At 60.9% G+C, this 25,419-nt stretch carries 20 protein-coding genes; 13 read left to right on the top strand and 7 right to left on the bottom strand.

Features of this window, described 5'->3' with window-relative positions:
• Positions 1-6: 6 nt before the first annotated feature.
• The 3 genes from NKI46_RS13955 to NKI46_RS13965 are packed head-to-tail and all read right to left on the bottom strand — an operon-like array spanning position 7 to position 3,353.
• On the bottom strand, positions 7-1,365 hold the full coding sequence (locus NKI46_RS13955) for a mandelate racemase/muconate lactonizing enzyme family protein (RefSeq protein ID WP_023704649.1): 1,359 nt from the start codon (positions 1,363-1,365) through the stop codon (positions 7-9).
• A gap of 56 nt (positions 1,366-1,421) precedes the next feature.
• Complete coding sequence (locus NKI46_RS13960) at positions 1,422-2,588, bottom strand: mandelate racemase/muconate lactonizing enzyme family protein (protein WP_023752135.1); 1,167 nt, start codon at positions 2,586-2,588, stop codon at positions 1,422-1,424.
• A 54-nt stretch (positions 2,589-2,642) separates the two neighbouring features.
• The gene (locus NKI46_RS13965; RefSeq protein WP_023739522.1) at positions 2,643-3,353 is read right to left on the bottom strand and encodes a GntR family transcriptional regulator; all 711 of its coding nucleotides are present in this window, start codon (positions 3,351-3,353) and stop codon (positions 2,643-2,645) included.
• A 205-nt stretch (positions 3,354-3,558) separates the two neighbouring features.
• On the opposite strand from NKI46_RS13965, the gene NKI46_RS13970 reads away from it, so the two are divergent.
• The 6 genes from NKI46_RS13970 (at position 3,559) to NKI46_RS13995 (ending at position 10,149) form a co-directional block, all read left to right on the top strand.
• Positions 3,559-5,037, top strand: a complete 1,479-nt coding sequence (locus NKI46_RS13970) for an ABC transporter substrate-binding protein (RefSeq protein WP_023668101.1) — start codon at positions 3,559-3,561, stop codon at positions 5,035-5,037.
• An 81-nt stretch (positions 5,038-5,118) separates the two neighbouring features.
• A complete protein-coding gene (locus NKI46_RS13975) occupies positions 5,119-6,078 on the top strand; it encodes a carbohydrate ABC transporter permease (protein ID WP_023733177.1) in 960 nt (319 codons plus the stop codon).
• The gene (locus NKI46_RS13980) at positions 6,075-6,965 is read left to right on the top strand and encodes a carbohydrate ABC transporter permease (RefSeq protein ID WP_352746643.1); all 891 of its coding nucleotides are present in this window, start codon (positions 6,075-6,077) and stop codon (positions 6,963-6,965) included. The genes NKI46_RS13975 and NKI46_RS13980 overlap by 4 nt, the downstream gene beginning before the upstream one ends.
• A 124-nt stretch (positions 6,966-7,089) precedes the next feature.
• Positions 7,090-8,187, top strand: a complete 1,098-nt coding sequence (locus tag NKI46_RS13985; RefSeq protein ID WP_352746646.1) for an ABC transporter ATP-binding protein — start codon at positions 7,090-7,092, stop codon at positions 8,185-8,187.
• A gap of 31 nt (positions 8,188-8,218) precedes the next feature.
• On the top strand, positions 8,219-9,382 hold the full coding sequence (locus tag NKI46_RS13990) for a mandelate racemase/muconate lactonizing enzyme family protein (protein WP_352562396.1): 1,164 nt from the start codon (positions 8,219-8,221) through the stop codon (positions 9,380-9,382).
• A gap of 23 nt (positions 9,383-9,405) precedes the next feature.
• Positions 9,406-10,149 (top strand): ribonuclease activity regulator RraA, encoded by a 744-nt coding sequence (locus tag NKI46_RS13995; RefSeq protein ID WP_023739525.1) that lies wholly within the window; start codon positions 9,406-9,408, stop codon positions 10,147-10,149.
• A gap of 87 nt (positions 10,150-10,236) precedes the next feature.
• On the opposite strand, the gene NKI46_RS14000 is transcribed toward NKI46_RS13995, so the two are convergent.
• Together NKI46_RS14000 and NKI46_RS14005 are read right to left on the bottom strand one after the other, a co-directional pair.
• Positions 10,237-11,307: a DUF930 domain-containing protein gene (locus NKI46_RS14000; RefSeq protein ID WP_023739526.1), complete on the bottom strand. Its 1,071-nt coding sequence runs from the start codon at positions 11,305-11,307 to the stop codon at positions 10,237-10,239.
• A gap of 140 nt (positions 11,308-11,447) precedes the next feature.
• A complete protein-coding gene (locus NKI46_RS14005) occupies positions 11,448-11,603 on the bottom strand; it encodes a YjiS-like domain-containing protein (RefSeq protein ID WP_023739527.1) in 156 nt (51 codons plus the stop codon).
• 235 nt (positions 11,604-11,838) lie between these two features.
• Here NKI46_RS14005 and NKI46_RS14010 point away from each other — a divergent pair, with 235 nt between their 5' ends.
• The 7 genes from NKI46_RS14010 to NKI46_RS14040 all read left to right on the top strand — a co-directional run bounded on the left by NKI46_RS14010 (position 11,839) and on the right by NKI46_RS14040 (position 17,470).
• Positions 11,839-12,708, top strand: coding sequence for a LysR family transcriptional regulator (locus tag NKI46_RS14010; protein ID WP_023748088.1), 870 nt, complete (start codon positions 11,839-11,841; stop codon positions 12,706-12,708).
• 318 nt (positions 12,709-13,026) lie between these two features.
• Complete coding sequence (gene ftsZ / locus NKI46_RS14015; RefSeq protein WP_031193049.1) at positions 13,027-14,007, top strand: cell division protein FtsZ; 981 nt, start codon at positions 13,027-13,029, stop codon at positions 14,005-14,007.
• A 455-nt stretch (positions 14,008-14,462) separates the two neighbouring features.
• Entirely contained in the window at positions 14,463-15,104 is a 642-nt protein-coding gene (locus NKI46_RS14020; RefSeq protein WP_023702102.1) for a hypothetical protein, read from the top strand.
• Between the two features lie 183 nt (positions 15,105-15,287).
• Positions 15,288-16,259 (top strand): SDR family oxidoreductase, encoded by a 972-nt coding sequence (locus tag NKI46_RS14025; protein WP_023687856.1) that lies wholly within the window; start codon positions 15,288-15,290, stop codon positions 16,257-16,259.
• A 269-nt stretch (positions 16,260-16,528) separates the two neighbouring features.
• On the top strand, positions 16,529-16,846 hold the full coding sequence (locus NKI46_RS14030) for a hypothetical protein (RefSeq protein WP_023687854.1): 318 nt from the start codon (positions 16,529-16,531) through the stop codon (positions 16,844-16,846).
• A gap of 26 nt (positions 16,847-16,872) precedes the next feature.
• On the top strand, positions 16,873-17,049 hold the full coding sequence (locus NKI46_RS14035; protein ID WP_023739530.1) for a PCC domain-containing protein: 177 nt from the start codon (positions 16,873-16,875) through the stop codon (positions 17,047-17,049).
• Positions 17,042-17,470: a GFA family protein gene (locus NKI46_RS14040; RefSeq protein ID WP_084014358.1), complete on the top strand. Its 429-nt coding sequence runs from the start codon at positions 17,042-17,044 to the stop codon at positions 17,468-17,470. The genes NKI46_RS14035 and NKI46_RS14040 overlap by 8 nt, the downstream gene beginning before the upstream one ends.
• Before the next feature lie 84 nt (positions 17,471-17,554).
• On the opposite strand, the gene NKI46_RS14045 is transcribed toward NKI46_RS14040, so the two are convergent.
• Positions 17,555-19,630, bottom strand: coding sequence for a PAS domain-containing hybrid sensor histidine kinase/response regulator (locus tag NKI46_RS14045; RefSeq protein WP_023739531.1), 2,076 nt, complete (start codon positions 19,628-19,630; stop codon positions 17,555-17,557).
• A gap of 10 nt (positions 19,631-19,640) precedes the next feature.
• Complete coding sequence (locus NKI46_RS14050) at positions 19,641-25,352, bottom strand: HAMP domain-containing protein (protein WP_031259075.1); 5,712 nt, start codon at positions 25,350-25,352, stop codon at positions 19,641-19,643.
• Positions 25,353-25,419: the final 67 nt, after the last annotated feature.

Below are 25,419 nucleotides of genomic sequence, written 5' to 3' on the forward strand. Positions count from 1 at the left end.
GTAGAGTCAGCTCCAGGTGCGGTCCCAGGAGTATTCGTCGTCCCAGTGATCGGTCGGTTGCCAGATGCCGGTGACGCCGGGCTGCAGGTGCTGGCTGATCACTTCGTCGACGATGTCGTCGATGCCCAGACCAGGCTTGTCGGGCACGGTGATGAAGCCGTCCTTGACCAGCGGCTTGGGCAGGCCGGTGACGATATCGTCCCACCAGTCGACTTCGACGCTGTGATATTCGAGCGCCATGAAGTTTTCCGTCGCCACCGCGACATGCGCGGCGGCCATTGCCGCGATCGGGCTTTCCGCCATGTGAATGGCCATGGCGACGCCATGCTCCTGCGCCGCGTCGCCGATCTTCTTGGTCTCGAGAATGCCGCCGGTGGTCAGCAGATCCGGATGGATGACCGAGATGCCGGCGTTGAGCAGCGGCTCGAAGCCTTCCTTGAGGTAGATGTCCTCACCCGTGCAGATCGGCACCGAGGTCGCCTGCTGCAACTGCCGATACTGCTCGGTGTACTGCCAGGGGATCACGTCCTCGAGCCAGGCCGGTGCGTATTTCTCGATCCGCCGGGCCAGACGGATGCCGTCCTGCAGCGAGATGTGGCCGACATGGTCGATGGCGAGCGGAACCTCGTAGCCGATCACCTCGCGGACCTCGTGGATATATTGGTCGAGCAGGTCGATGCCCTTTTCGGTGAAGTGGAGGCCGGTGAAGGGATGCGGCACGTTTTGCGCGTCATAGGCGGCATTACGCGCCCGGCGCTCGTCCAGCGTGCGTGCCGGACCGCGCGCGGCATGGCTGCGGAAACCGTCGAGCACGCCGGCCGGCGCCACCACTGCGCCCGATATGTGCGAAATCTGCGCCAGACCGAGATCCATCTTGAGGAAGGTGAAACCGAGATCCATCCGCGCCTTGAGCCGCTTTCCGGTCTCGGTGCCGCTGGGCTTGTCCGCGTCGGTGTCGCAATAGACACGCACCTTGTCGCGAAACCGTCCTCCCAGCATCTGGTAGATCGGCACGCCATACGCCTTGCCGGCGAGGTCCCAAAGCGCGATCTCGATTGCCGAGACACCGCCACCTTGCCGCCCATGGCCGCCAAATTGTTTGATGCGGCGGAACAGCCGGTCGACGTCGCAAGGGTTCTCGCCCAGCAACCGGCTCTTCAGCATCAGCGCATAGGTCGCGCTGGCGCCGTCGCGCACTTCGCCCAGGCCGACAATGCCCTGGTTGGTGTAGATCTTGACCAGCGCGGAGGTGAACGGCGCGCCGACGATCTCGGCAACGCGCAGGTCGGTGATGCGCAGGTCGCTCGGCCTGGAGTTCGTATTTACCCGATTGAGCGCCTCGCCGGCGCTACCCGTCTTTGCCATAGCTTATCCTCGTTCTGATTGGTGGCGCCCCGCACCCCCGGCCTGCATAAGCGTTGCTAGCCAAGCTCTATCTCGTGGGCCTGCAGGTAGTCTCGGTTCATCTCGACACCGAGACCCGGCTTCGACGCCAGCTTGAGGCTGCCGTTCGAGACATCGAGTGGCTCGTCGATGAGGTGATTATATTTGTCCAGGTTCCACTCCGACGTTTCGAGCTTGTAGAAGTTGGGAACCGTCATCATCACCTGCGCTCCCGCAACCACATTGATCGGTCCCGCGGCGTCATGGGGCGAGACCGGGATGTAGTAGGCTTCGCACAGGGCGGAAATCTTCTTCAGTTCGGTAATGCCGCCGGTCCAGGTAACGTCCGGCATGATGTAGTCCGCAAGCCTGTTCTCGAGCACCGGCACGAAATCCCATTTGGTGTGGCCGCGCTCGCCCCACGAGATGGCGGCACTGACCTTCTCACGCACTTGCTTGAGAGCATTGAGGCTTTCTGGCGGGCATGGCTCCTCGAACCAGTCGATCTGGCCGGCTTCCTCGAGGCTTCGGCAGAGGCGAATGGCGGTGGGGACGTCGAAGCGGCCATGCGCGTCGATGAGAATGTCGACATCGGGCCCCGCCGTTTCACGGATCAAAGCCGTTAGTTCGGCAGCCTCGCGCTCGTCCTTGCGGGTCATGCTGCCATCGAGGTAGCCGTCCCGCTGTTCGCGCGCCAAGCCATCGGCGATGCGGCCCTGGTGGGGGAAAGGATCGAACTTCAGCCCGGTGTGTCCGGATTCGACGATGTCTCGAATTTCGCGGACCACAGCCTCCTTGCTGGTAAACTTGGCCTGGTTGGGATGGGTATAGAGCGCGATTTCATCGCGCACCGGTCCGCCCAGCAGCTCGTAGATCGGCTTGCCTAGAACTTTGCCGCGAATGTCCCAGAGCGCTATGTCGATAGCGCTCACGCATTCGACTGCGGCGCCGCGGCTGCCCATATAGGTGAAGCTGCGGAAAATCTTGTGCCAGAGATGCTCGATGCGCACCGGATCCTCACCTGTGACGGCAACACCGATCTGCCGCAGGATCGTGCACAGCGCGCGGTTGGCGAGCCTTGTGGTGGTGGTGATTTCCCCCCAGCCACTCACCCCTTCGTCGGTCGTCACCTCGACGAACAGGAACTCTCCCCAATAGGAAGCATCGGACTTGATCAGCCACGGCCGAACGCTCGTGATTTTCATCTCTCAACTACCTCTGTCTGATGGCTGGACCAATGATGTTCTGGGCTGGAAACTCTATCCGGCCCGAGCGGCATTGCGCGCACGCATCTGTTCGAGGACGTGCCGACCGGAACCCTCGACATGGCGGGAAATGAGTTCGGCCGCCTCGTCGGCATTTCCCGCTCTGATATGCGCGATGAGCTCGCGGTGTTCACGCATAATGGCGGCCCGCCGCGCGAGCGTGAAATTGAAACGCCGGCTCACGGCTCGCAGCACTTCGCGATGCTTCCACCAAAGCTCGGCGGCATGGCGGTTGTAGTGGCGCTGGTACATCACGGTGTGGAAGGCGGTATCCAGTTCACTGTGCCGCAATGTGTCGGTGAAGTTGTTCTCTTCGATCAGAGCCTGGATGCGTTCGAGTTCGGCGATGTCCTCGCCGGTCGCCATGTTCACGAACCATCGCGTCAGGGCCGGCTCGATCAGGACTCCGATCTCGTAGATATCCCGGACAAAATCCTGGTCTATGGGCCGGACGCGCGCGCCACGGTTGGCGACAAAGGTGACGAAGCCCTCCCCTCGCAACAGCTGCAGCGCCTCGCGTACGGGGTTGGTCGAGGTGCCGTGACGCCGGGCGAGATCGGTGACCACAAGCCGTTCGTTGGCGGCGAGCCGTCCCTCGATGATGTCTTCCCGGATCAGCTCATAAAGCGAGGCGCCCTCGCTGGACGCCCCGATGGGATCAATCCCCACGGGTGGCTCTGCTTTGAAATCACTTGTTTCGGCCAAAGCCGGCTCCCCCGATTAGTACATCGCATGCTCGATATCATACACGCGTTTTGCAAACAATGTACGATCGGGTGCGTTGACAGGCAATCCACGATCTGAAAACGTACCAGATGATCGAAGGGATACATTGAGCAGAAGGACGCATCCCGCACGGTCGGACGAGCCCCTTGGCGCACAGCGGCATGGGAGAATCTGGGAGGATACTATGACGAGGATTACACTCGGCGGTGCCGTCCTGCGCGGCACTGTCGCCACTGCTTTGATGGCGTCGCTCATGTCGGGATCGGCGCTGGGTTCGCCGCCAGTCGATTTGAGCAAGTGGTCGCCGGAATATGTGCGCTCCATCGCCGGCACACAGGATTTCGACACGGCCGCCGATTGCGGCAAGGTCACTCCGCTCGACTACAAGGGGCGACTGACGTTCTGGTATCAGGGCGTGTTCGAGGGCGACCCCGACCTGCTGCGTCAGTACTACAAGGATTTCTTCGAGACCTTCCGCAAGACCTATCCGAACATCCAGCTCGAGGATCAGGCCCTCACCTACAACGACCTTCTCGACAAGTTCCGCACGGCGCTGCTGGGCAATGCCGCGCCGATGGCGGTCCGCCTGCAAATCCTGGGCGGAACCGAGTTCGCCTCGAAGGGTTATCTGCAGCCGCTCAAGCCGGAAGATGTGGGCTATCCCACAGAGGATTTCTGGCCCGGCGCCATGAAGGCGGTAACCTGGGATGGCGTGACCTACGGCATTCCCACCAACAATGAGACGATGGCGTTCATCTGGAACGCCGACATTTTCAAGCGTGCGGGCCTCGATCCGGACAAGGCTCCGGCTACCTGGGACGACGTCGTCAAATATTCCAAGCAGATCCATGACAAGCTCGGCATAGCCGGCTACGGCCTCGTGGCGCGCAAGAACGCCGGCAACACGCCGTACCGCTTCATGCCGCAACTATGGGCCTATGGCGGCGGTGTCTTCGACGAAGCCTCCGCGAACCCGACCTATAAGGAGGTCGAGCTCAATAGCCCGCAGAGCAAGGCGGCGTTGCAAGCCTCCTACGACATGTATGTTCGCGACAAGTCGGTTCCGGTTTCGGCCCTCACCAACCAGCAGGCCGATAACCAGCCCCTGTTCGTCGCCGGCCAACTCGGCATGATGGTCTCGCACCCGTCCGACTATAACGTCATGCTCGACCTGCAGAAGAAGGCAACGGGCGCCGACAAGGACAAGGCGCAGACTGTCATCGACAACATGCGCTATGGCCTGATTCCGACCGGCCCCGACGGCAAGCGGGCCGTCGTGTTTGGCGGCTCGAACATTCACATCCTGAAGCCCGAATATGTCGAGGGCGGCAAGGTGGACGAGCCGGCCGCAAAGGCCATCATCTGCATGTGGACGAGCCCTGAATGGTCGTTGAAGATGGCGTATGCCGGCTCGAACCCGGGCAACCTCAACGGCTTCAAGACCAAATGGATGAAGGAACGTCTGGACAACATCAAGTTCCTCGATGTCACCACCTCGATGTTGCCATACGGCATTCCGTTCCCGGCGCTGCCGCAATCGCCCGAGATCATGAATATCATCGTCCCGGACATGCTGCAGAACGCCCTGACCGGAGCGATGACCGTCGACCAGGCAGCGGACGACGCGGCCGAGAAGGTGAAGAACCTGATGGACGGACTCTAGTCCGGGCCTGACCTGCGATCCGACCGGCTGTGCCGACAGTGCGTGCAGCCGGTTTGCTCCTAACAACAAGGGCACGCCATCGTGACGATCGTGACCGGCAAGGCCGAGGCTCGCCGAAGATTGCAACCCGGTAGCTCCGGCATGCTGCGGAATATCTGGGAGCATCGCGCCGACTACGCATACGTGCTTCCAGCGATCGCCGTGATGCTCATCGTCATCGCCTATCCGATCTACTACACGGTCGAGCTGTCGTTCTTTAAGACGCCGCCTGGCCTGCAGCTCCGCGACAAGACCTTCATCGGATTGGACAACTACACGGCCATCCTCACCAGTCAGGTGTTCTGGAAAGTCACCTTGAACACCCTGATCTGGACGATCGCATCTACCTTCGTTGCCTTTGCCTTGGGATTTGCCGCCGCGCTGGCCCTCCACCGCGAGTTTATCGGCCGGGGTGTCCTGCGCGCTATCCTGATCATTCCCTGGGTCATCAGCGCGGTTGCCGCCTCCTATATCTGGAAGTGGATCTACCATTCGGACTTCGGCATCATCGGCGCGGTGCTGGTCGGCCTCGGATTGGCTGACCGGCCGCCGAACTTCATCGACAACGTCAGCACGGTGCTGCCCTCCTTGATTGTCGTCAATATCTGGCGCGAGTTTCCGTTTGCCATGATCATGATGATGGCCGGTTTGCAGACGGTCCCCGACCAGTTGTTGCGCGCCGCGGAAGTCGACGGGGCCAATGCATGGCAGCGTTTCTGGCACGTCACCTTCCCGCATCTGCGCAACGTCTCGACGGTGACGATCCTGCTGCTCGCAGTGGCCAATTTCAATTCCTTCATCATCCCGTGGATCATGACCGGTGGCGGGCCGTCGAACGCTTCGCACATCTGGATCACCCACATTTATGAGCTCGCCTTCGGCCGGCAGCGATGGGGCGTCGCATCGGCCTATTCGGTACTCCTGTTCCTCATGCTGATGGTGCTGGGCTACTTCTACGTCCGTGCGCTGGCCGGCAACGAGCGCAACGAGGGGAGCGCATGAGCACGATCGTCGAGACAGTCCCTCGACGTCCGGCCCGGCGCCGCATGCGCATCGACGGATGGCGTTGGGCCGGGCGCATCTTCCTCGTGTTCATGCTGCTTTACACCGCGTTGCCGATGATCTGGATGCTGATCACCTCGATCAAGTCCGGCTTCGCGGCGATGCAGTTCCCACCGCAATGGTGGCCGGAAGAGCCTACCCTGGCCAGCTACCAAAAGCTGCTCGATCCGCAAAACAGCGTCGGCCAGGACTTCCTGCGTTTTTTCTGGAACAGCCTCTACGTGTCGACCGTCACCACAATCCTTTCGGTGATCGTGGCCGTTCCTGCGGCCTACGCCTTTTCGCGCTTTCGTTTCCCCGGTCGAAACTTCCTGTTCTTCACCGTGCTTTTGCGCAACATGTTCCCGGCGGTGATCTTTCTCGTGCCGCTCTTCATCCTGATGCGCGCGATCGGGCTGGTGAACACGCATGGCTCGCTCATTCTCACCTATCTCACCTTCGGCCTGCCGCTGGCGATCTGGCTGCTCAAGGGCTTTTACGACAACCTTCCGGTGCAGCTCGAGCAGGCGGCGCGGATCGATGGGGCGACCCGGTTCCAGGCCTTCATCCTGATCGTGATGCCTCTGTCGACGCCCGGTATCATCGCCACCGCGATCTATTCCTTCATTGGCGCCTGGAACGAGTACATCTATGCCTACACCTTCCTTTCCAAGAACGAGCAGTTGACCCTGCCGGTCGGCATACAGCGTTTCTTCTCGGAGAATACGACGGACTTTCCGGGCCTGATGGCGGCCAGCTTCATGATGAGCGTGCCCGTCGTGGTGCTGTTCCTCCTCCTGCAACGATACTTCGTACGCGCCCTTACAGAAGGTGCGGTCAAACACTAGAGCCGGATGATTTCAGGTCTGTTCGACCTGAAATCTGAATGCGCCTCTAAATCAAAGAGATAGAGCATGATGTCGTCCGAAAACCGCTTCACACTTTTCGGCATCATGCCGTAGGGAGTTGCCGATGGCCCACGTGGTCCTGAGAGATCTCGTCAAGACCTATGGCGGCTTCAAAGCTGTCAACGACGTTTCGCTGACGGTCAATGACGGCGAGTTCGTTGCGCTCGTCGGCCCTTCGGGCTGCGGCAAGACAACCACGCTCAATCTTGTCGCGGGATTGATCCCGGTCACATCGGGCGACATCGTCATCGGCGACCGCGTGGTGAACGACCTCGACCCCAAGGACCGGGACATCGCGATGGTGTTCCAGAACTACGCGCTCTACCCGCAGAAATCGGTCTACAAGAACCTGGCGTTCCCGCTGCAGATGCGCAAGCTGCCCAGGGACGAGATCGACAGGAAGGTCAAGGAAGCGGCGCGCGTGCTCGACATGACGCACCTGCTCGAGCGCAAGCCGCGCGAACTTTCAGGCGGGCAGCAGCAACGTGTCGCCTTGGGGCGCGCCCTCGTCCGCGACCCTGCCGTTTTCCTCATGGACGAGCCGCTCTCCAACCTCGACGCCAAACTGCGGGTCCAGATGCGCTCGGAGATCAAGCGCTTCCACCAGGACCTCAAGGCGACCATCATCTATGTCACGCACGACCAGCTCGAAGCCGTGACCATGGCCGACAAGATGGCGGTGATGAACGGCGGCTACCTGTTGCAATACGATTCTCCGGCGCAGGTCTTTGCCCATCCGGTGAACATGTTCGTCGCCAGCTTCATCGGCAGCCCGGCGATGAGCCTTGTTCCACTGGAGGCATCGACAGCAAACGGCAACACTGCGTTGACCGGCGCGGAGGGCTGGAGCCTTGAGCTCTCGCCGCTCAACGCCCGGAAGGTTGCGAAGGCAACGTCGAGGAAAGTCGTGCTCGGCGCACGTCACTCGAACATCAGGCTCCACAAGAGCGCGGTGCCAGGCAGCGTCCCGGCCAGGGCCTATACAGTGGAGCCGACCGGAGACGTCACCTTCGTGCAGGCGTTGCTGTCAGGCGCCATCGTCAACATCAGCGTGTCCCCCAACATCGCCGTCGCACCTGACGAGCAGATCTGGCTCGAGTTCGACCAGGAGCGGCTGCATCTGTTCGATGGCGAAACTGAACTGGCCCTCAAGGCCGGCTGAGACAAGACGGGGTTCATTGGGAACGTTGGGGATGACTGAAAAGCTTAAGATCACCGCGATCAAACCCTATCCTGTATGGGTTGGAACGCGTAATCAGATGCTCGTCAAGATCGAGACCGACCAGGGCGTCTTCGGCTGGGGCGAGAGCGGCTTGAGCGGGCGCGAAAAGGCCGTTGCCGGCGCGGTCGAGCATTTTCGCGAGTTTCTCATCGGCCGTGACCCGATGCAGATCGGGCGGATCTGGCAGGAGGCATATCGCAGCCAGTACTTCGAAGGCGGGCGCGTTCTGCAGGCGGCGATTTCCGCCATCGACATCGCCCTGCACGACATCAAGGGCAAGGCGCTGGGGGTGCCTGTCTACGAACTGCTGGGCGGCAAGCAGCGCGACCGCATCCCCACCTTCGCCTCGACCGGAGACGAGGCCGAGGGCGACGTCGCCATCGAACGAGCCCGGGAGCTGCGCGCACGGGGGTGGCAGGCGATCCGCTTCTTCCCCGTAGGGCAAAGCAGCAGGGACATCTTCGAACCCCGCGAGTCGATCGGCGCTACCGCGAGCATGCTGAACAAGGCGCGCGAGGCGCTGGGCGACGACGTCGTCCTCGGCATCGACTATCATCATCGGCTGTCGGTGGCAGAGGCGGCGAGCTTCTGCAACAAGCTCGGCCGCGGCGTGCTTGATTTTCTCGAGGAGCCGATCCGCGACGAGACACCTGAAGCCTACGAATCCCTGCGCAGGATGACCGACATTCCCTTTGCCATCGGCGAGGAATTTGCCAGCAAGTGGCAGTTCCTGCCCTACATCGAGCGCGGCATCCATCAGTTCAACCGGCTCGATGTCTGCAATGTCGGCGGGCTCACCGAGGCGATGAAGGTCGCTGGCTGGAGCGAGGCGCATTATGTCGACCTGATGCCGCACAATCCGCTTGGTCCGGTGTGCACGGCCGCGACCCTGCATCTCGCCGCCGCTGTACCCAACTTCGCGTGGCTCGAGACCAGGGAACCCGAGACGAAGCTGGGCTTCGACAATTCCGACTTCTTCCCCGTGCAGCCACGGCTCGACGGTCCCGACTATCCGGTCAGCGACCTGCCGGGGCTCGGCGTCGAGGTCAACGAAGCGGCGGTCCGGGCGGAGGCTTTTCGTTTCTGGGAAGCGCCTCACCTCAGGCGCCGCGACGGGTCTGTTACGAACTGGTAGTCCCAATTGAACCGGAGTCCACAATGACGCATACCCCTGACATCACGCGGCCGCCCAAAGACCTCATTGACGCCCTGAGGGAAATCGGCGCCGCGACGGTTGCCGGCACGCTTGGCCATATGGGTTTCCGCAATCCCCACATGGTCGGTCCGGTGGCGCAGAACCGTGGGAAGTCGATCGTCGGGCCGGCGCTGACGCTGCAGTTCCTGCCGCAGCGGCCGGACCTCTTCAGCGAGGGAGAATACGCCGACCCGGAAACGCAACTGCACCGGCACGTGCTCTATCACGCGCAGGAAGGCGATGTGGTGGTCGTCGACGCGCGCGGCGACATGAGCTCGGGCGTCTTCGGCGATATGATGTCGACATATTTCAAGGGCAGAGGCGGCGCGGGCATCGTCATCGACGGATGTATGCGCGACCGGCCGAATGTCGAAAAGCTCGATCTGCCTTTATGGCTGCGCGGCTGGACGCCCAACTACCATGTGCAAACCAGCATCTATCCGAACGCCGTCAACGTTCCGATAGCCTGTGGTGGTGTCACGGTGATCCCGGGCGACATTATCATCGCAGACGACGACGGGGCGGTTGTGCTTCCCGTCGCAATGGCGGCAAAGGTAATTGAAGAATCGAAAAAACATCACGATTGGGAGGAGTTCTCGCGCGAGAAGCTCATGCAGGGCGCCCCGCTGCAGCGCTACTATCCGCTGCACGACGATGCTCGCGGCGAATATGAGGAGTGGCGCAAAGCCAATCCAGTGAAGGGCTGAGGCCCGGCAGCAACGGCATTCGGCATGCAGCCGTTCAAGAGGTGATTGTTGCCCGCAATACGTGGGTTTTGAGACCCTTGCCTTCGGCTACATGCCTGGTCCCACTCGAAAACCCTGCCGACGGGCCTCCCGATCCAGAAAAACGCTTTCCTCGGGTGAAGCGGCGGCTCCGATACGGAAGGCGAAGGACGTCACATGCGTCGCATTGGTGTCGATCCCACAGTGAAAGCGCACATGATACCAAGTCGTCGCGGTACGAAAAGCGGTATCCGGGGCGTCCAGAAGATTGCCGACCTCTAGTGGAATGCTTGGGAGCAATACGGGGCGATAAGCGGCGTCGTTCAGTTGCTGACCCAGAAGATTGGAGCAAAGGTCGGCTACGCGTTGCCCCCGTGGCACGTCGGCCATCGAGTTCGTTGCGAAGGGATCGCCGGTAGCGCCTTTTGAAAAAAGCTTGCGAACACCCGGAAGCCCCGCATACGCTAGTGAGTTGGCCGTGGGGTTTGGCTCTGCGGCCTTTGCGCGCGGCGGCTTCGCGGCCTTCGCCGGGCTGGGTTTCGGTGCAGTGTCGGGTCTGGCCTCAGGCGCCTGAGCCGACGCAGGAAGCTCGATCTCACCGCCATCATCAGCCGAAGGTGTTGCAGCGGCCGATTCGTGCCTGTCGGCGTCAGGAGCTCCCGCCTCCTGTTTGTCAGCTTCCGGCTTCTCATCGATGCTGGCTGGCTCCGCCGGCTTTGCAGCGTCGGGCGTCGGTTCAGATCTGCTCTCCGCATCGGTTGGCGTGGCAGCCGGCTTGGGCTCGCTGTCCTTGGCGGTGGACGACGCTTGGTCCTGAGCGCTTCTCCCATCCAGCGATTTCCTGGGGCCGGTGTCTTTGTCACCGAACTGGAATGCAGGCTTCAGGACTTTCTCTGACGGCAGGTTGTCCGGTACCGACTTTTCGACCTTCTTTTCAGGCTGACTTTTGGCTTCGGGTTTCGGCTTTGGTGGTTCGGGCGGCGGCACGAGTGCGACATTGATAGGTTGCTCCTCCTGCGGCTGCTGGGCAGGAACGGGCAGGCCGTAGACCAGGAACGCAGTGATAAGCGCGTGCAGGACCAGCGAGGCGGGCAAGGCCCACAGCAAAGTCCGCCGCCGCTCGGATGTCTCGGTCTTCATCCCTTTCGATGTGGAGCGAAACTGCGGCCGCATCAAGCATGGCCACTGCATTGGCACAATTTAGCCGCAGCTCAGCAGTGAGGAGACGACGCCTGATTGCTACTCGCCGCCGGCTCCATTCTGCATGGTCGCCTCCAATCTCAGCGACGCAGGCTGGCGTCGCGGGCACGCTCGCGGATCTCTTCGCGAGAAAGGCCCGCATCCGCCAATATGCTGTCTGGAAGCCGCCTCAAGCTCGCGATCGTCTGGCGATAGGCAAGCCAGCAGGCGAAACGGTGTCGAAGTTCATGCAACATGATCGTCTCCTTGGCGAGCGGGATACCCACGCTCTTGGATTGGTCGAAAACGCAAAACAATCGCGCAAAGCGTATGCACGATCGAACGGATTGCGCTGACTGCCTGGCCAACCGAGGTGCCTGTCATTTTCCCGCCAGGGCAGAATTATCAAGCGCTTCCAGTGCCTATATACTTGCGCGTGATGGCCGCTTCGCGCTACAGCCACGGTCGCAAGGAGTTTTTCATTTCTGCAAAATGGATATTGGCTGGGACGATCTGAGGTTGTTTCTCGACGTTGCGCGGCTGGGTGGCCTGAGCGCGGCTACGGCAACCACGCGCCTCAGCGCAGCCACACTCGGACGACGCGTCACCGCGCTCGAAAAGCAGATCGGTGAAGCGCTGTTCGTACGTCAGCAGACCGGCTACCGGCTAACCCCGGTCGGTGAAGAACTGCTGCGGCGCGCCGAAGACGTCGAAGCAGCAATGCAGTCGCTGACCCGCTGGCGCGAGGGAAACCTCCCCGACCGCATTGTCCGCGTCTCGGCCGGGCCTTGGACCTCGGCCTTCGTTTCGGCCCATATCGGCGAAATCTGGACGGTCGATGACGGCATCAGGGTGGAACTCGTCACCACCACCGACCGGGTCGACATCGGTCGCCGCGCCGCCGATATCGGCATCCGCAGCGAGCGTCCAACCGAACAGTGGCTGGCCGGCCGCCAGAGCGGCAAGGTCGCGTATGCCATTTATTCCGGACGCCACCTGATCAACGGCATCGCTGCCGGCTTGTTCGTCGGCGTCACCGGCGAAGGAGCAAACGTCGCCTCGGCGCGTTGGCTGCAAGCCCATCACGGCGACCGCATCGGCGTGCGAGGCAACAACACCCATTCGGTGCGAGAACTTGTGGCCGCGGGCGCCGGCCTTTCCGTGTTTCCGTGTTTCGTCGGCGACAGCGATCCGCGGCTGGTTCGCGTCGCTCAGCCTATCCCCGAACTCGAAACCGACCAGTGGATCGTCACCCATCATGAGGAACGCCACTCCCCGCCAGTACGAAAGATTGCCGACCGGATTGCCGCTCTGATGCGGGCCCATCAGCCGTTGTTTCGCGGCAAGATGCCGATCCGCTAAGCGTCAGGCGTCGATCGGCCGCCAGATTCTCAAGGTTCTGGCGCGTAAGGCGGGCGCGTGAAGCTTGAAGGGGTTGGATCCCGGATTGTGGATTTTCGCTGGCCAGAAGCCGGGCCAATTCCGGAAATTGGCTGGAGACTCGTCCAAAAGGTCGGCTCGTTCAGGGGTATATGGTACAAGTCCCACATCTTGTCTTGCCGCAAAGTTCACCCTCTGATTCCCTGTGCCAAGGCGATAGAACCTGATTCTTGCACCTGGCGTGTTCAAGCGGCGCGTTCCGGGAACTTTTTTATCGATCAATTCCAAGGAGACAAGACGATGAGCACCGCGGCAAGGCCCGTCATCTCGGAAATGCGGCCGAAGATAACCGTTATCGGTGTCGGCGGTGGCGGCGGCAACGCGGTCAACAACATGATTGCCGAAAATTTGCAGGGTGCGGAGTTCATCGTCGCCAATACCGATGCCCAGGCACTGACCATGTCGAAAGCATCGCGGCTGATCCAGCTGGGCGCCCATGTCACGGAAGGCTTGGGCGCCGGGTCCCTGCCGGCGGTCGGCCGCGCGGCAGCCGAGGAATCGATCGACGAGATCAGGGACCACCTTGCGGGAACCCATATGTGCTTCGTGACCGCCGGCATGGGAGGCGGAACTGGAACCGGTGCCGCGCCCGTCATAGCGAACGCTGCACGGGCAGCCGGCATCCTGACCGTGGCCGTCGTCACCAAGCCGTTCACCTTCGAAGGGAAGCGCCGCATGCAAGCCGCCGAAGAGGGCATCGAGCAGCTTCGCGAATGCGCCGATACCGTGATCGTTATTCCGAACCAGAACCTCTTCAGGATCGCCGACGCAAAGACGACTTTCGCGGACGCCTTCGCCATGGCTGATCGCGTCCTTTATTCCGGCGTCGGCTGCATAACCGATCTCATCGTCAAGGAGGGGCTGATCAATCTCGACTTCGCCGATGTGAAGTCGGTGATGCGCGACATGGGCCGCGCGATGATGGGTACCGGGGAAGCCACGGGCGAGGACCGCGCCAGGAAAGCCGCCGAAGCGGCGATAGCAAACCCGCTTCTCGACGAAGCCTCGATGATCGGCGCCAAGGGCGTCCTGGTCTCGATCTCGGGCGGCATGGACATGACGCTGTTCGAAGTCGATGAGGCCGCCACCCGTATCCGCGAGGAGGTCGACGCCGACGCCGACATCATCGTCGGCGCCATATTCGACCGGGCACTCGCCGGAAAATTCAGGGTCTCAGTCGTGGCGACAGGATTGCGGCAGGGCCTGGCGATACCGCAGTAGGCAGGATCCGGGCTGCTGATTTATGAGTCTGGTGGACCGTGGTCATGGGCTTCGCCACCGAAAAGTCGGCCCGCAAGCCCGCACCATTGAACTTGCGGGTGAATTCGCGTTGCCGGCCTAGGGACCGAATTCGTTTCGAGGCCGCTGCCACGAATGCGCGAACTCGCATCAGCGCCGCCGCAGAACCGCTCCCAACTGCAACCGCGCCGCGAATGCGCATCGACCCGGATCCCCAACAGGAGGCCATACAGATTGAACACGGCAGACATTTCGCCTGCGATATGGCCAGCATCTGCTGACCACATGATCGGCCCTTTTTGATCGGTGATGCGGGCTCGCTGGATATGGCACAATAAAACCGGCATGGGTCAGACGTCGGGAGCATCCAGTGGCGGCCAGCCTCGCAAGCACTATATCGAAGAAAAACTCAGGTCTACCCGACAGGAGCATACTCCATGGCTGACACGCCGACACCCGATGCTTCGTTTCTCGCGGCCCTGACGACAGAGCATTTCGTGCAGCAGACAGCGATCAGCACGTCTATAAGTGAAATGGCGTCGCGAACGACCATCTACATTATGTCTCTGTCGAGCGCTCTGGTGGCAACGGGCTTTGTTACGCAGTCCTCCGAGTTCTTCCTGCCGTTTGTCGCGGTTGTGCTGCCATCGGTCTTTTTACTGGGTGCCTTTACCGTCTTGAGGTTGGTCGACATCGCCGCTGAGAACATGCAGGCCCATATCGGCATTGCCCGGATCAGAGCCTACTATCGAACTTTGGGCGACGAGGCTGCCTTCCAGTTTTCCAAGGAATTCGGGCGCTGGCCCGAAAATGACGCCGAACCTTCTCTTCGTACTGGGCCTCTCCTGGCGTACCTGACCACTGCAGCGACTATGATCGCATTCATAAATGCCATCGTCGCTGCGGCGGGCGTTACTCTGCTTGCGTTTCGTGTCGGTGCAGAACTATTGCTCGCGCTGTGTCTTGGCGCTGGAACAGCAATCGGCTTGATGACGATTTTCTATTTATACCAGCGCCTCCGGACGAAAGGCATGGTCCGCATTGCCAAACCCTATGGTTCTGAGAAGAGCGTGCTTTGAGCGGGTAATGAATGTGGTGTTTGTCTGAACGCCACCGGCATGGCAATTCCAGTCTCATTGACGACCAATGCTCCACGCTCCTCGCGGGCTGTTCGCAATGGCGAGCCCTTTCGGGATCGAGATATTTGCGCAAACTTTTTTGCCCGGCATGCGTTGTTCGTTCTCCGAGCACAGGAGAAAGCCATGCAGACTAAGTCGCAGACTTCAGCTGAAGCCGCCAAGCAACGCCATATCCAGCGTGGTATCGACGCCAAAGACGAGACGAAGAGCAATGGCAAAATGCAACAAGCGATGCAAGCCGGCGCCCGCAAATATCCCGAGCCGCCTTTTCCCGAGCAGCATCAACCCAAACCGGGGCATGAATGGGCGATCGAGCCCGCTCCGCTCTACGATGCGCCTTACTACCTCGGATCGAAAAAACTCGACGACAAGGTAGCGCTTATCACGGGTGGTGATTCCGGCATCGGCCGTTCGGTGGCAGTCTTGTTCGCCCGCGAGGGCGCCGACATTGCGATCGTATACTTGAGTGAAGACAGGGACGCCGAAGCGACCAAAAACGCCGTCGAAAAGGAAGGCCGGCGTTGCATACTGATAAAAGCCGATGTCAGTGAACGCGAGCATTGCCGCAACGCCGTGGCGCTGACGGTCGAAAAATTCGGCAGGATCGACGTGCTGGTCAACAACGCCGCTTTCCAAATCCATTCCAGTGACTTCAACGACCTGACCGAGGAACATTTCGACACGACGCTGAAGACCAATCTTTACGGCTATTTTCATATGGCGCAGGAGAGCGTGCCGCACATGGAGCCGGGCTCCGCGATCATCAATACCGGTTCGGTGACCGGCATCGACGGTTCCAAGCAACTGGTTGACTATTCGATGACCAAGGGCGGCATTCATGCCTTCACGCGAGCGCTTTCGGGCAATCTGATCGGCAAGGGCATCCGGGTAAACGCGGTCGCGCCAGGTCCGGTGTGGACGCCGCTCAACCCTTCGGACAAGGAAGCCGACGACGTCTCGAAATTCGGCGCGGATACGCCGATGAAACGGCCAGCGCAACCGGAAGAACTTGCCCCGGCTTACGTGTTCCTCGCCTCGTCGCATTGCTCGAGTTACATCACGGGAGAGATCCTGCCGGTGGTCGGTGGCTACTGAGGTCGCGGAACGTATTTCATTGCATTGGGCTACCGAGTAGACGGCACGCGACGACGTCGTCTCCAGGGAGACGCTTGCCGTGCTCGGTCGCTTCAAGAAACGCGTGATCGGTGCCGTGCGCCGCCGCTACACGGCACCCGCCACGGCTCCGGAGCAATAGCGCTCCGCGTTGGTCGAAATCCTCGCCCGCGTTTTCAGTTTTCTGAATTTCCGCTTGGAACTCTCCCGCCGGCATCCCGTTCAAACATCATTGAGCCAGGAGAACGACCATGCCACGAGGCGACAAATCGAAATACAGCGACAAACAGGAACGCAAGGCCGACCACATTGCCGCAGGCTATGAGAAGCGCGGTGTTTCCGAGAAGGAATCCGAGCGCCGGGCATGGGCGACCGTCAACAAGGACGATGGCGGCGGCAAGAAAGAAGGCGGCTCGGGTCGTGGTAAACACACCGGACACCCCGCGGCCCACAAGGGTGGGAAAAGCGGCGGCAAGGCATCGGCTTCACGGTCAGCCGCAAGCCGATCGGAATCGGCAAAGAAGGCAGCGGCAACCCGCAAGCGGAATGCCGAGCACCATGCCCATTAACTGCCCCGCAACAGGTTCGGAACGCCATGAAACCCAAGCTCGCTAATCAGGTCAGCGGGCAAAGAATTTTCGTCGTCGTGCTCGACCTCGGCGACGAAGGCGTCGGCGAGCTGACAGCCTTCGCAACCGACCAAAACCTCGGCAGTGCCTCTTTGACTGCGATCGGAGCGTTCGGCGCCGCCTTGATCGATCTTAATGCGTGAGGTTGGCAAGCGCCTACCCGGCTCCTTGGCCATCAAGGGCGGATGTCTCTGTGGCAGGATCCGATTCAGCGCCGGGATCGAACCGAGGGTTCACTACTGCCACTGCGATATGTGCAGACGAGCGACCGGCAGCGCGTTTGCAGTTCTTGCCTGGATGCCCTGCCAAAGCCTGACCTGGAATTCCGGAACGCCAACATATCGAAGGTCTTCGCCGATCGCGCAAAGAGGCTTCTGCCCAGAATGCGGGTCGCCGCTCAGCCTTTGCTACGACGCGTCGCCAACCGAGATCGCGCTGCACGTCGGTACCTTCGATGATCCGGCTAATCTGGAGCCTCGGTACAACTATGGTTCAGCGCAGCGCCTTGGTTGGGTGTGCTGCGGAATAGACCTACCGGACCGCGACACCGAGGAACGCTGGTAGCGCCGACTGTTGCGAATGACCAAGATTGCCGATCAGGAATGCGGCCCTTTGCGACGTGGCCAGACCGTTGACAACCCCTAAGCGCTAGCCGGTTTTGATCTTTTGGGGGGCCGCATTCTCTATCGCGAGGAAAATCGCTTCGAACAGATCCTCGTCCCGGAAGGGCTTGCCGAGCAAGGGCACGTCGGCCGGCCGATCGGCAATCTCCCGGGCATCGGCATAGCCCGTGATCATGACCGCTGGCCAGTCCGAGCGCAAATTGCGCGCGAAGCGGATCACGTCGACGCCGGATACGAGTGGCATGGCGAAATCGGTGATAATGACGTCGAACTCGTCGGGAGTGCGCTCCATCATGGCCAGCGCCTCCGCCCCTCCTCCCGCGCAGGTCACCTCGAAACCACGCTGGCGAAGGGACTCGGCGGTCAATTGCCGCAAAACATGGCTGTCGTCGATCAGGAGGATTGATGGGTGCTCCATTCCGGCATCGGCGAACGCTCGTTCAATGCCGGGTTCCACCACAGGATCGACCGGCTGTTCGGTCGAACGTGGCAGCCAGAGTTGCATGGTAGTTCCGCGGTTGACGACGCTTTCTATGCGAAGTGTCCCACCTGACTGCTTCATGAAGCCGTAAACCGTGCTGAGGCCGAGGCCCGTTCCCTTACCGACCGGCTTGGTGGTGAAGAACGGTTCGACGACCTTGGCGACAAGATCGGGGGGTATGCCGGATCCGGTGTCCTTCACGGCGATCAAGACATAGTCGCCCGGCGGAATATCCTCTGTTTGCGTCCCGATCGATCGATTCTGCGCATGCACGGTTATTGTCCCGCCAGAGGGCATGGCGTCACGCGCGTTGAAAACCAGATTCATCAGGGCCAATTCAAGTTGGCCTGCATCGACATGCACCGGCCAGATCGTGTCATCGATCTGCCAGTCGAAACGGATCAACCCCCCCAGTACGGGCGCCACCAATCCATTCATCGTGTCGCCCAGCGCAGCAAGGCGCACCGCTTCCGGCTTCAGGGTCTGGCGCCGCGAGAATGCCAGCATTCGCGCCACAAGGTCAGCGCCTTGTTTTGCAGAACGCCGCGTCAGGTCGAGTACCTGTTGCGCCTGATCATCCAACGTGGCTCGGCGTTCAAGCAGCCCTAACCCACTGAGAATTGCGGCGAGCAGGTTGTTGAAATCATGCGCCAGGCCGCCGGTTAGCTTGCCGATAGCGTCGATGCGCTGGGATTGAAGCAGCTGATCCTCAAGACCGCGCCGCTCGGTGATGTCAAGCAATGTGCCGATAATTTCCGGTTCACGGCCATCTGAGCCGTCCGACATCACGCCCTGGTCGAGAAAGATGCGATACTCGCCATTGGCGCATTGCCAGCGGAACTCGCACGTATAGGAGCCGGTGGTTTTTGCCGCCAGCAGCGCTTCCCTCAATCGCGGCAGGTCGTCCGGATGAACGCGGCTGAGACCGAACTCTGGATCCGATGTCAGGTATTCAGGCGCAAAGCCGGTCAAGCGCTCGACGCCCTCGGTAACAAAGCGCGCCGCGAAGGGTGGCTCGGCTGCCCGAGCATGAAAGCAGACCGGCAACGAATTCAGGATGGCATCCTGCCGTTGCTCGGCGCTGCGCAGCGCGCGTTCGGCCTGAAGCTTGTCCTTGTGCGCCTGCAACGCCTGCGCCAATAGTCCCTGCTCGACCTCCGCCTTGCGCTGGATCTCGAGCGTCTTCTCGTGGAGTTCGACGAAAACCGCGACTTTCGAACGCAGCATGATCGGATCGAATGGCTTGAACACATAGTCGACCGCGCCGGCATCATAGCCGCGCAGCATATGCGCATCCTCCTTGTTGATGGCGGTCAAGAAGATGATTGGGGTGCGCTTGGATTGCTCGCGCTGGCGGATAAGTGCGGCCGTTTCATACCCGTCCAACCCTGGCATGAGGACATCCAGGAGAATGACGGCGAACTCCTCTTTCAGCAGAAAGCGCAGAGCCTCTTCGCCCGATTGGGCGCAGATGACCTCTCCGATAGTCGCGAGCACTTCGCTGATCGCCAGCAGATTGCGCTCATCGTCGTCCACCGCCAGGATGCGGGCTCTTGCCGGCCCTTCGGCAAGAGCTGCCACCTCAAGTTTCCTAACCCTGTTTCTTGCCAGCTTTTGCATCGAAGGGCCGTCAGTTCGCTGCCAGGAGAATTTTTTCCGGGCTCTCGACACGGGATCGGGCACGCCCGATCCAGACACGAAGCAGCGCCAGCAGGAGATCCAGGTCGACGGGTTTGGCGATGTAGTCGGAAGCCCCGGCATCCAGACATTTTTGCCGATCCCCCTTCATCGCCTTTGCGGTGACGGAAATCAGCGGGATATGAGCAATCGCCGGTGTGCCGCGAATGCGCCGCATCGTCTCGTAGCCGTCCATCTCCGGCATCATGATATCGATCAATGCCACGTCGACATCGGGCGCCTGTTCAAGAAGCGCGATGCCATCACGGCCCCGCTCGGCATGCAGAACCTGTATGTCATAGGTCTCCAGAACACTGGTGAGCGAATAGATGTTGCGAATGTCGTCGTCGACGATGAGAACTTTCGCCCCGGCGAGATCGGACTTGTCGTTGTGTTCAGTTCCTGCCCAGGCCTCTTGGCGACCTTCTCCCGGCAGCGTTGCCGAAATATGCAGCGCCAATTGAGCGAAGTTCTCCGCCCGCGGTGCTTCCGCCAAGGCCGGGTTCAATGCCAGTACCTGTTCAAGCGCGTCCGGGTGAGGCGTAAAGAACAGGAGCTGCGGCAAGGCTTCGCCGAATTGGCCGGTGATCTCGTCTAGCGCCTTTGCGTTGTCCTTGGCGGAGCGTCCAAAGCCGAGCACGACGGCATCATAGGAGGCGAGGCCAACGTCTTCTGCATTGGCCGCAACACGACCGATCGCGGTGACCGACGTTACGCCGTCGCGGATTGCCTCGACCAGCGCCAGACGCCGCTCCGGGTCAGGGTCCACGACCAAAACGCGGCGCTGAACGCGGAGCTTCTTCGAGTGGATATCCTGAAACACCTTCATCAGCTCGTCCGAGGAAACGGGCTTGGTGGAAATGCTGGACGCCCCCTTGCGTGCGAGACTGTCGATGTCTTCGGCACCCGAGATGACATGGATGGGAATTCCCCTCGTCTTCTGGTCATGCCGCAGCAGATCGAAAAGCACCCAGCCATCGATATCCGAAAGTCCGAGATCAAGTGTGATTGCGTCGGGAACGAGCTTGCGGGCCAATGCCAGCGTGCCGGAACCTGCAGTCGACAGAACGCCTTTCAGCCCGGCCGACCGGGCGAGGCCAAGCAGCAACCCGCCAAAGGTCGGATCGTCTTCGACGATCAACACGATCCGATCGGTGGGTAGGATTGAATCGCGGTCGTCGATCAGCTCTGCCGAGGGCGGACTGCTGAGCAGAGCTGTCGCAGCAACCGCCTCCGCCGCCGGAGCCAAGGTCGACTGTACTGTCGTCACGCGGGGGCCGTCGAACGGGATGATGAGGGTAAATGTCGACCCCTTGCCCGGCGTGCTTTCGACCCGCAATTCGCCGCCAAGCAAGCGAGCGATCTCGCGGCTGATCGAGAGCCCAAGGCCGGTGCCGCCATACTTGCGGCTGGTGGTGCCGTCGGCCTGCTGGAAGGCCTCGAAAATCAGCTTCTGTTTGTCTTCTGGAATGCCAATGCCGGTGTCGGTGACGGCGATCGCGAGAGCCTTCACCGGCTGCGTCGCGCCATTGCGGCGGCCGGCCTTTTCAACCCGGAAGTTCAGGCTGACCTCGCCTTCCGAGGTGAATTTGAATGCGTTGGAAAGCAGGTTGAGGACAATCTGCTGCAAGCGTTTCTCATCTGTGCGGACCGTGTCGGGAAGCGCCGGATCGACCTTGATGGTGAAGCCAAGTCCCTTGTCGGCTGCCAGCTGACGAAAAGTTCGTTCCATATGCTGGCGAAGATGCGTCACCGGCATATCGTTGATGTCGATGGAAACAGTGCCCGACTCGATCTTCGACAGATCGAGGATATCGTTGATGAGGCTGAGAAGATCGGTTCCTGCCGAATTGATGGTGCGGGCGAACTCTACCTGTTTTTCGTTGAGGTTGCCGTGCTGGTTGGTCGCCAGCAGGTTTGACAAAATGAGCAGCGAATTGAGCGGCGTGCGCAGTTCGTGGCTCATATTGGCCAGGAATTCGGATTTGTATTTCGACGTGAGCGCAAGTTGCTCGGCTTTCTCCTCCAGCGCGCGTCGCGCCATCTCGATTTCGAGATTCTTGTTTTCGACCTGCTTCTTTTCGTTCTCGAGCAGCTGCGCCTTTTCCTGCAGCTCCTCGTTCGTCGCATGCAGCTCTTCCTGCTTTTTTGTCAGCTCGGTTTGACGCGCTTGCAATTCCGACGTCAGCAGTTGCGACTGCTTGAGCAGGCCCTCCGTGCGCATCGTCGCAGCGATGGTGTTGAGAACGATGCCGACGGATTCCATGAGCTGGTTGAGGAACGACTGGTGTGTGTCACGAAACTCGCCGAACGAGGCGAGCTCGATGACGGCTTTGACTTCATCCTCGAACAGAGCAGGCAGGATGATGACATTGGCTGGCGAGGCGCTGCCAAGACCAGATGTGACCCGAAGGAATTCTGGCGGCACATTGTCCAGCATGATGGCGCGCTTGTCGGCGGCACTTTGCCCAACCAGGCCCTCTCGCAGATCAAGCCGCTGCTTGATGGCAGCTTTGCTCTCGGCGCCATAGGAAGCCGCCAGCTCAAGATAGGATTCCTCCTCGTCGCGATTGGTGACGTAGAACACCCCATACTGGGCGTTCACCAGAGGAGCGAGTTCGGACATGATGAGCCGCGAGACGGTGGCAAGGTCGCGCTCGCCTTGCAGCATGCGCGAAAACCGGGCGAGATTGGTCTTCAACCAGTCCTGCTCGGCATTCTTCAGCGTCTGATCCTTCAGATTGCGGATCATCTCGTTGATGTTGTCTTTTAGCGCGGCGACCTCGCCGGAGGCTTCGACGCTGATCGAACGGGTAAGATCGCCCTTCGTCACCGCCGTCGAAACCTCGGCGATGGCACGCACCTGGGTGGTCAGATTGGCAGCGAGTTGATTGACATTGTCGGTGAGGTCGCGCCAGAGGCCGGCGGCACCTGGCACACGCGCCTGACCACCGAGCTTACCCTCGATGCCCACCTCACGGGCGACGTTGGTCACCTGGTCGGCAAAGGTGGCAAGCGTCTCGATCATGCCGTTGATGGTGTCGGCCAGCAGGGCGATCTCTCCCTTCGCGTCGACCGTCAGTTTGCGCCTGAGATTGCCTTGCGCGACCGCCGTCACGACATCGGCGATGCCGCGCACCTGATTGGTCAAGTTCGTCGCCATCAGGTTGACGTTGTCGGTCAGGTCCTTCCAGGTACCGGCAACACCTTCGACGCGCGCCTGGCCACCAAGCTTGCCCTCGGTGCCAACCTCACGCGCGACTCGGGTGACCTCGCCGGCGAAGGAGTTCAACTGGTCCACCATGGTGTTGATGGTCGACTTGAGCTCCAGGATTTCGCCCTTCACATCAACGGTGATCTTCTTCGACAGGTCGCCGCGCGCCACGGCGGTCGTGACTTCGGCGATGTTGCGCACCTGGCCGGTCAGATTCTCGGCCATCGAGTTCACATTGTCTGTGAGATCCTTCCACGTGCCGGCAACGCCGCGCACCTGCGCCTGGCCTCCCAACTTGCCTTCCGTGCCGACCTCGCGTGCCACGCGCGTGACTTCCGAAGCGAAGGAATTGAGCTGGTCCACCATTGTGTTGATGGTGTCCTTCAGCTCCAGGATCTCGCCGCGGACATCGACGGTGATCTTCTTCGAAAGGTCCCCGAGCGCCACGGCGGTGGTCACCTCGGCGATGTTGCGCACCTGGCCGGTCAGGTTGGCCGCCATGGCGTTGACGTTTTCGGTCAGGTCCTTCCACGTGCCGCCGATGCCGCGCACCTGGGCCTGGCCGCCGAGCTTGCCATCGGAGCCGACCTCGCGCGCCACACGTGTCACTTCCGAAGCGAAGGAATTGAGCTGGTCGACCATCGTGTTGATGACGTCCTTGATCTGCAAGATCTCGCCCAGCGCGTCGACGGTGATCTTCTGGGTCAAGTCGCCGGTCGCGATGGCCGTTGCCACCTTCGACACGTCACGCAACTGCACCGTCAAATTGCCGGCCATGGCGTTGACGTTGTCGGTCAGATCCTTCCAGGTGCCACCGACGCCTTCGACATGCGCCTGGCCACCAAGCTTGCCTTCCGATCCCACTTCGCGGGCCACACGCGTGACCTCAGAGGCGAAGGAGTTCAGTTGGTCGACCATCGTGTTGACGGTGTCCTTGAGCTCCAGGATCTCGCCTTTGACGTCGACGGTGATCTTCTTCGACAGGTCGCCGCGCGCCACGGCGGTGGTGACTTCTGCGATGTTTCGAACCTGGCCAGTCAGGTTGGCGGCCATGAGATTGACGTTGTCCGTCAAATCCTTCCATGTGCCACCGACGCCCCTCACCTCGGCCTGGCCGCCCAGCTTGCCTTCGGTGCCGACCTCGCGCGCCACGCGCGTCACTTCCGAGGCAAAGGAGTTCAGCTGGTCGACCATCGTGTTGATGGTGTCCTTGAGTTCCAGGATTTCGCCTTGCACGGCGACCGTGATCTTCTTCGACAGATCGCCCGACGCGACCGCCGTCGTCACCTCGGCGATATTGCGCACCTGACCGGTCAGGTTCTCGGCCATCGAGTTGACGTTGTCGGTGAGGTCCTTCCAGGTGCCGGCGACGCCGCGCACCTGCGCCTGGCCGCCAAGCTTGCCTTCGGTGCCAACCTCGCGTGCCACGCGCGTGACCTCGCCCGCGAATGAATTCAGCTGGTCCACCATCGTGTTTATCGTGGATTTCAGCTCGAGAATCTCGCCCTTCACGTCGACCGTAATCTTCTTCGACAGGTCGCCCAAAGCCACCGCGGTCGTCACTTCGGCGATGTTGCGCACCTGGCCAGTCAGGTTCTCGGCCATGGAATTCACATTGTCGGTCAGATCCTTCCACGTGCCACCAACACCCTCAACGCGCGCCTGGCCGCCAAGCTTGCCTTCAGTGCCGACCTCGCGCGCCACGCGCGTCACTTCCGAAGCGAAGGAATTAAGCTGGTCCACCATCGTGTTGATGGTGTTCTTCAGTTCGAGGATTTCGCCCTTGACATCGACTGTGATCTTCTTCGACAGGTCGCCCGACGCGACTGCGGTCGTAACCTCCGCGATGTTGCGCACTTGCCCGGTCAGGTTCGTGGCCATCGCGTTGACGTTGTCGGTCAGATCTTTCCACGTGCCGGCGACACCCTTGACCCGGGCCTGGCCGCCGAGCTTGCCTTCCGTACCGACCTCGCGCGCCACGCGCGTCACCTCAGAGGCGAAGGAGGCCAACTGGCCGACCATGGTGTTGACGATCTTGCCGATGCGCAGGAATTCGCCACGCAGCGGTCGGCCGTCAATTTCGACCATCATGGTCTGCGACAGGTCGCCCTTGGCGACGGCGCCGATAACGCGCGCAACCTCAGCCGTTGGCTGAACCATGTCTTCTATGAGATCATTGACTGAACGGACACTGGATTCCCAACTGCCGGTGGCATTGCGAACCCGGCCGCGCTCGCCTATCCGCCCTTCCTTGCCGACGACCCGGCTCAAGCGCTCGAACTCGCGCGTCACTTGGTCGTTGAGGTCAGCGATCTCATTGAAAGTCTCAGCTATCTCGGAATCGAGGCCTTCATAAACATTGTCGATGCGGACGGAGAAATCGCCGCGCCGGAAGGCTTTCAGAGAATTCAGAATGCTTCGACGGTCCAATTGCTTCTTGGATGCCTGCACGGTCACAGCGCCACTCCCAGCCCTATGGATTTATACGGATAAAATTGCCCCCGCGGCCAATGTGGAT

The sequence above is a fragment of the Mesorhizobium sp. M0615 genome, from assembly GCF_040320805.1.
GTDB lineage: Bacteria > Pseudomonadota > Alphaproteobacteria > Rhizobiales > Rhizobiaceae > Mesorhizobium.

What these genes read in the sequence shown, in the direction of transcription:
- NKI46_RS13985 (WP_352746646.1), top strand. Translation starts at nt 7,090, where the DNA reads ATGGCCCACGTGGTCCTGAGAGATCTCGTCAAGACCTATGGCGGCTTC.
- NKI46_RS14020 (WP_023702102.1), top strand. Translation starts at nt 14,463, where the DNA reads ATGGCTGACACGCCGACACCCGATGCTTCGTTTCTCGCGGCCCTGACG.
- NKI46_RS13955 (WP_023704649.1), bottom strand. Translation starts at nt 1,365, where the DNA reads ATGGCAAAGACGGGTAGCGCCGGCGAGGCGCTCAATCGGGTAAATACG.
- NKI46_RS14045 (WP_023739531.1), bottom strand. Translation starts at nt 19,630, where the DNA reads ATGCAAAAGCTGGCAAGAAACAGGGTTAGGAAACTTGAGGTGGCAGCT.
- NKI46_RS13995 (WP_023739525.1), top strand. Translation starts at nt 9,406, where the DNA reads ATGACGCATACCCCTGACATCACGCGGCCGCCCAAAGACCTCATTGAC.
- NKI46_RS13970 (WP_023668101.1), top strand. Translation starts at nt 3,559, where the DNA reads ATGACGAGGATTACACTCGGCGGTGCCGTCCTGCGCGGCACTGTCGCC.
- NKI46_RS14025 (WP_023687856.1), top strand. Translation starts at nt 15,288, where the DNA reads ATGCAGACTAAGTCGCAGACTTCAGCTGAAGCCGCCAAGCAACGCCAT.
- NKI46_RS13990 (WP_352562396.1), top strand. Translation starts at nt 8,219, where the DNA reads ATGACTGAAAAGCTTAAGATCACCGCGATCAAACCCTATCCTGTATGG.
- NKI46_RS14005 (WP_023739527.1), bottom strand. Translation starts at nt 11,603, where the DNA reads ATGTTGCATGAACTTCGACACCGTTTCGCCTGCTGGCTTGCCTATCGC.
- ftsZ (WP_031193049.1), top strand. Translation starts at nt 13,027, where the DNA reads ATGAGCACCGCGGCAAGGCCCGTCATCTCGGAAATGCGGCCGAAGATA.
- NKI46_RS14000 (WP_023739526.1), bottom strand. Translation starts at nt 11,307, where the DNA reads ATGAAGACCGAGACATCCGAGCGGCGGCGGACTTTGCTGTGGGCCTTG.
- NKI46_RS14040 (WP_084014358.1), top strand. Translation starts at nt 17,042, where the DNA reads ATGCGTGAGGTTGGCAAGCGCCTACCCGGCTCCTTGGCCATCAAGGGC.
- NKI46_RS13980 (WP_352746643.1), top strand. Translation starts at nt 6,075, where the DNA reads ATGAGCACGATCGTCGAGACAGTCCCTCGACGTCCGGCCCGGCGCCGC.
- NKI46_RS14010 (WP_023748088.1), top strand. Translation starts at nt 11,839, where the DNA reads ATGGATATTGGCTGGGACGATCTGAGGTTGTTTCTCGACGTTGCGCGG.
- NKI46_RS14035 (WP_023739530.1), top strand. Translation starts at nt 16,873, where the DNA reads ATGAAACCCAAGCTCGCTAATCAGGTCAGCGGGCAAAGAATTTTCGTC.
- NKI46_RS14030 (WP_023687854.1), top strand. Translation starts at nt 16,529, where the DNA reads ATGCCACGAGGCGACAAATCGAAATACAGCGACAAACAGGAACGCAAG.
- NKI46_RS13960 (WP_023752135.1), bottom strand. Translation starts at nt 2,588, where the DNA reads ATGAAAATCACGAGCGTTCGGCCGTGGCTGATCAAGTCCGATGCTTCC.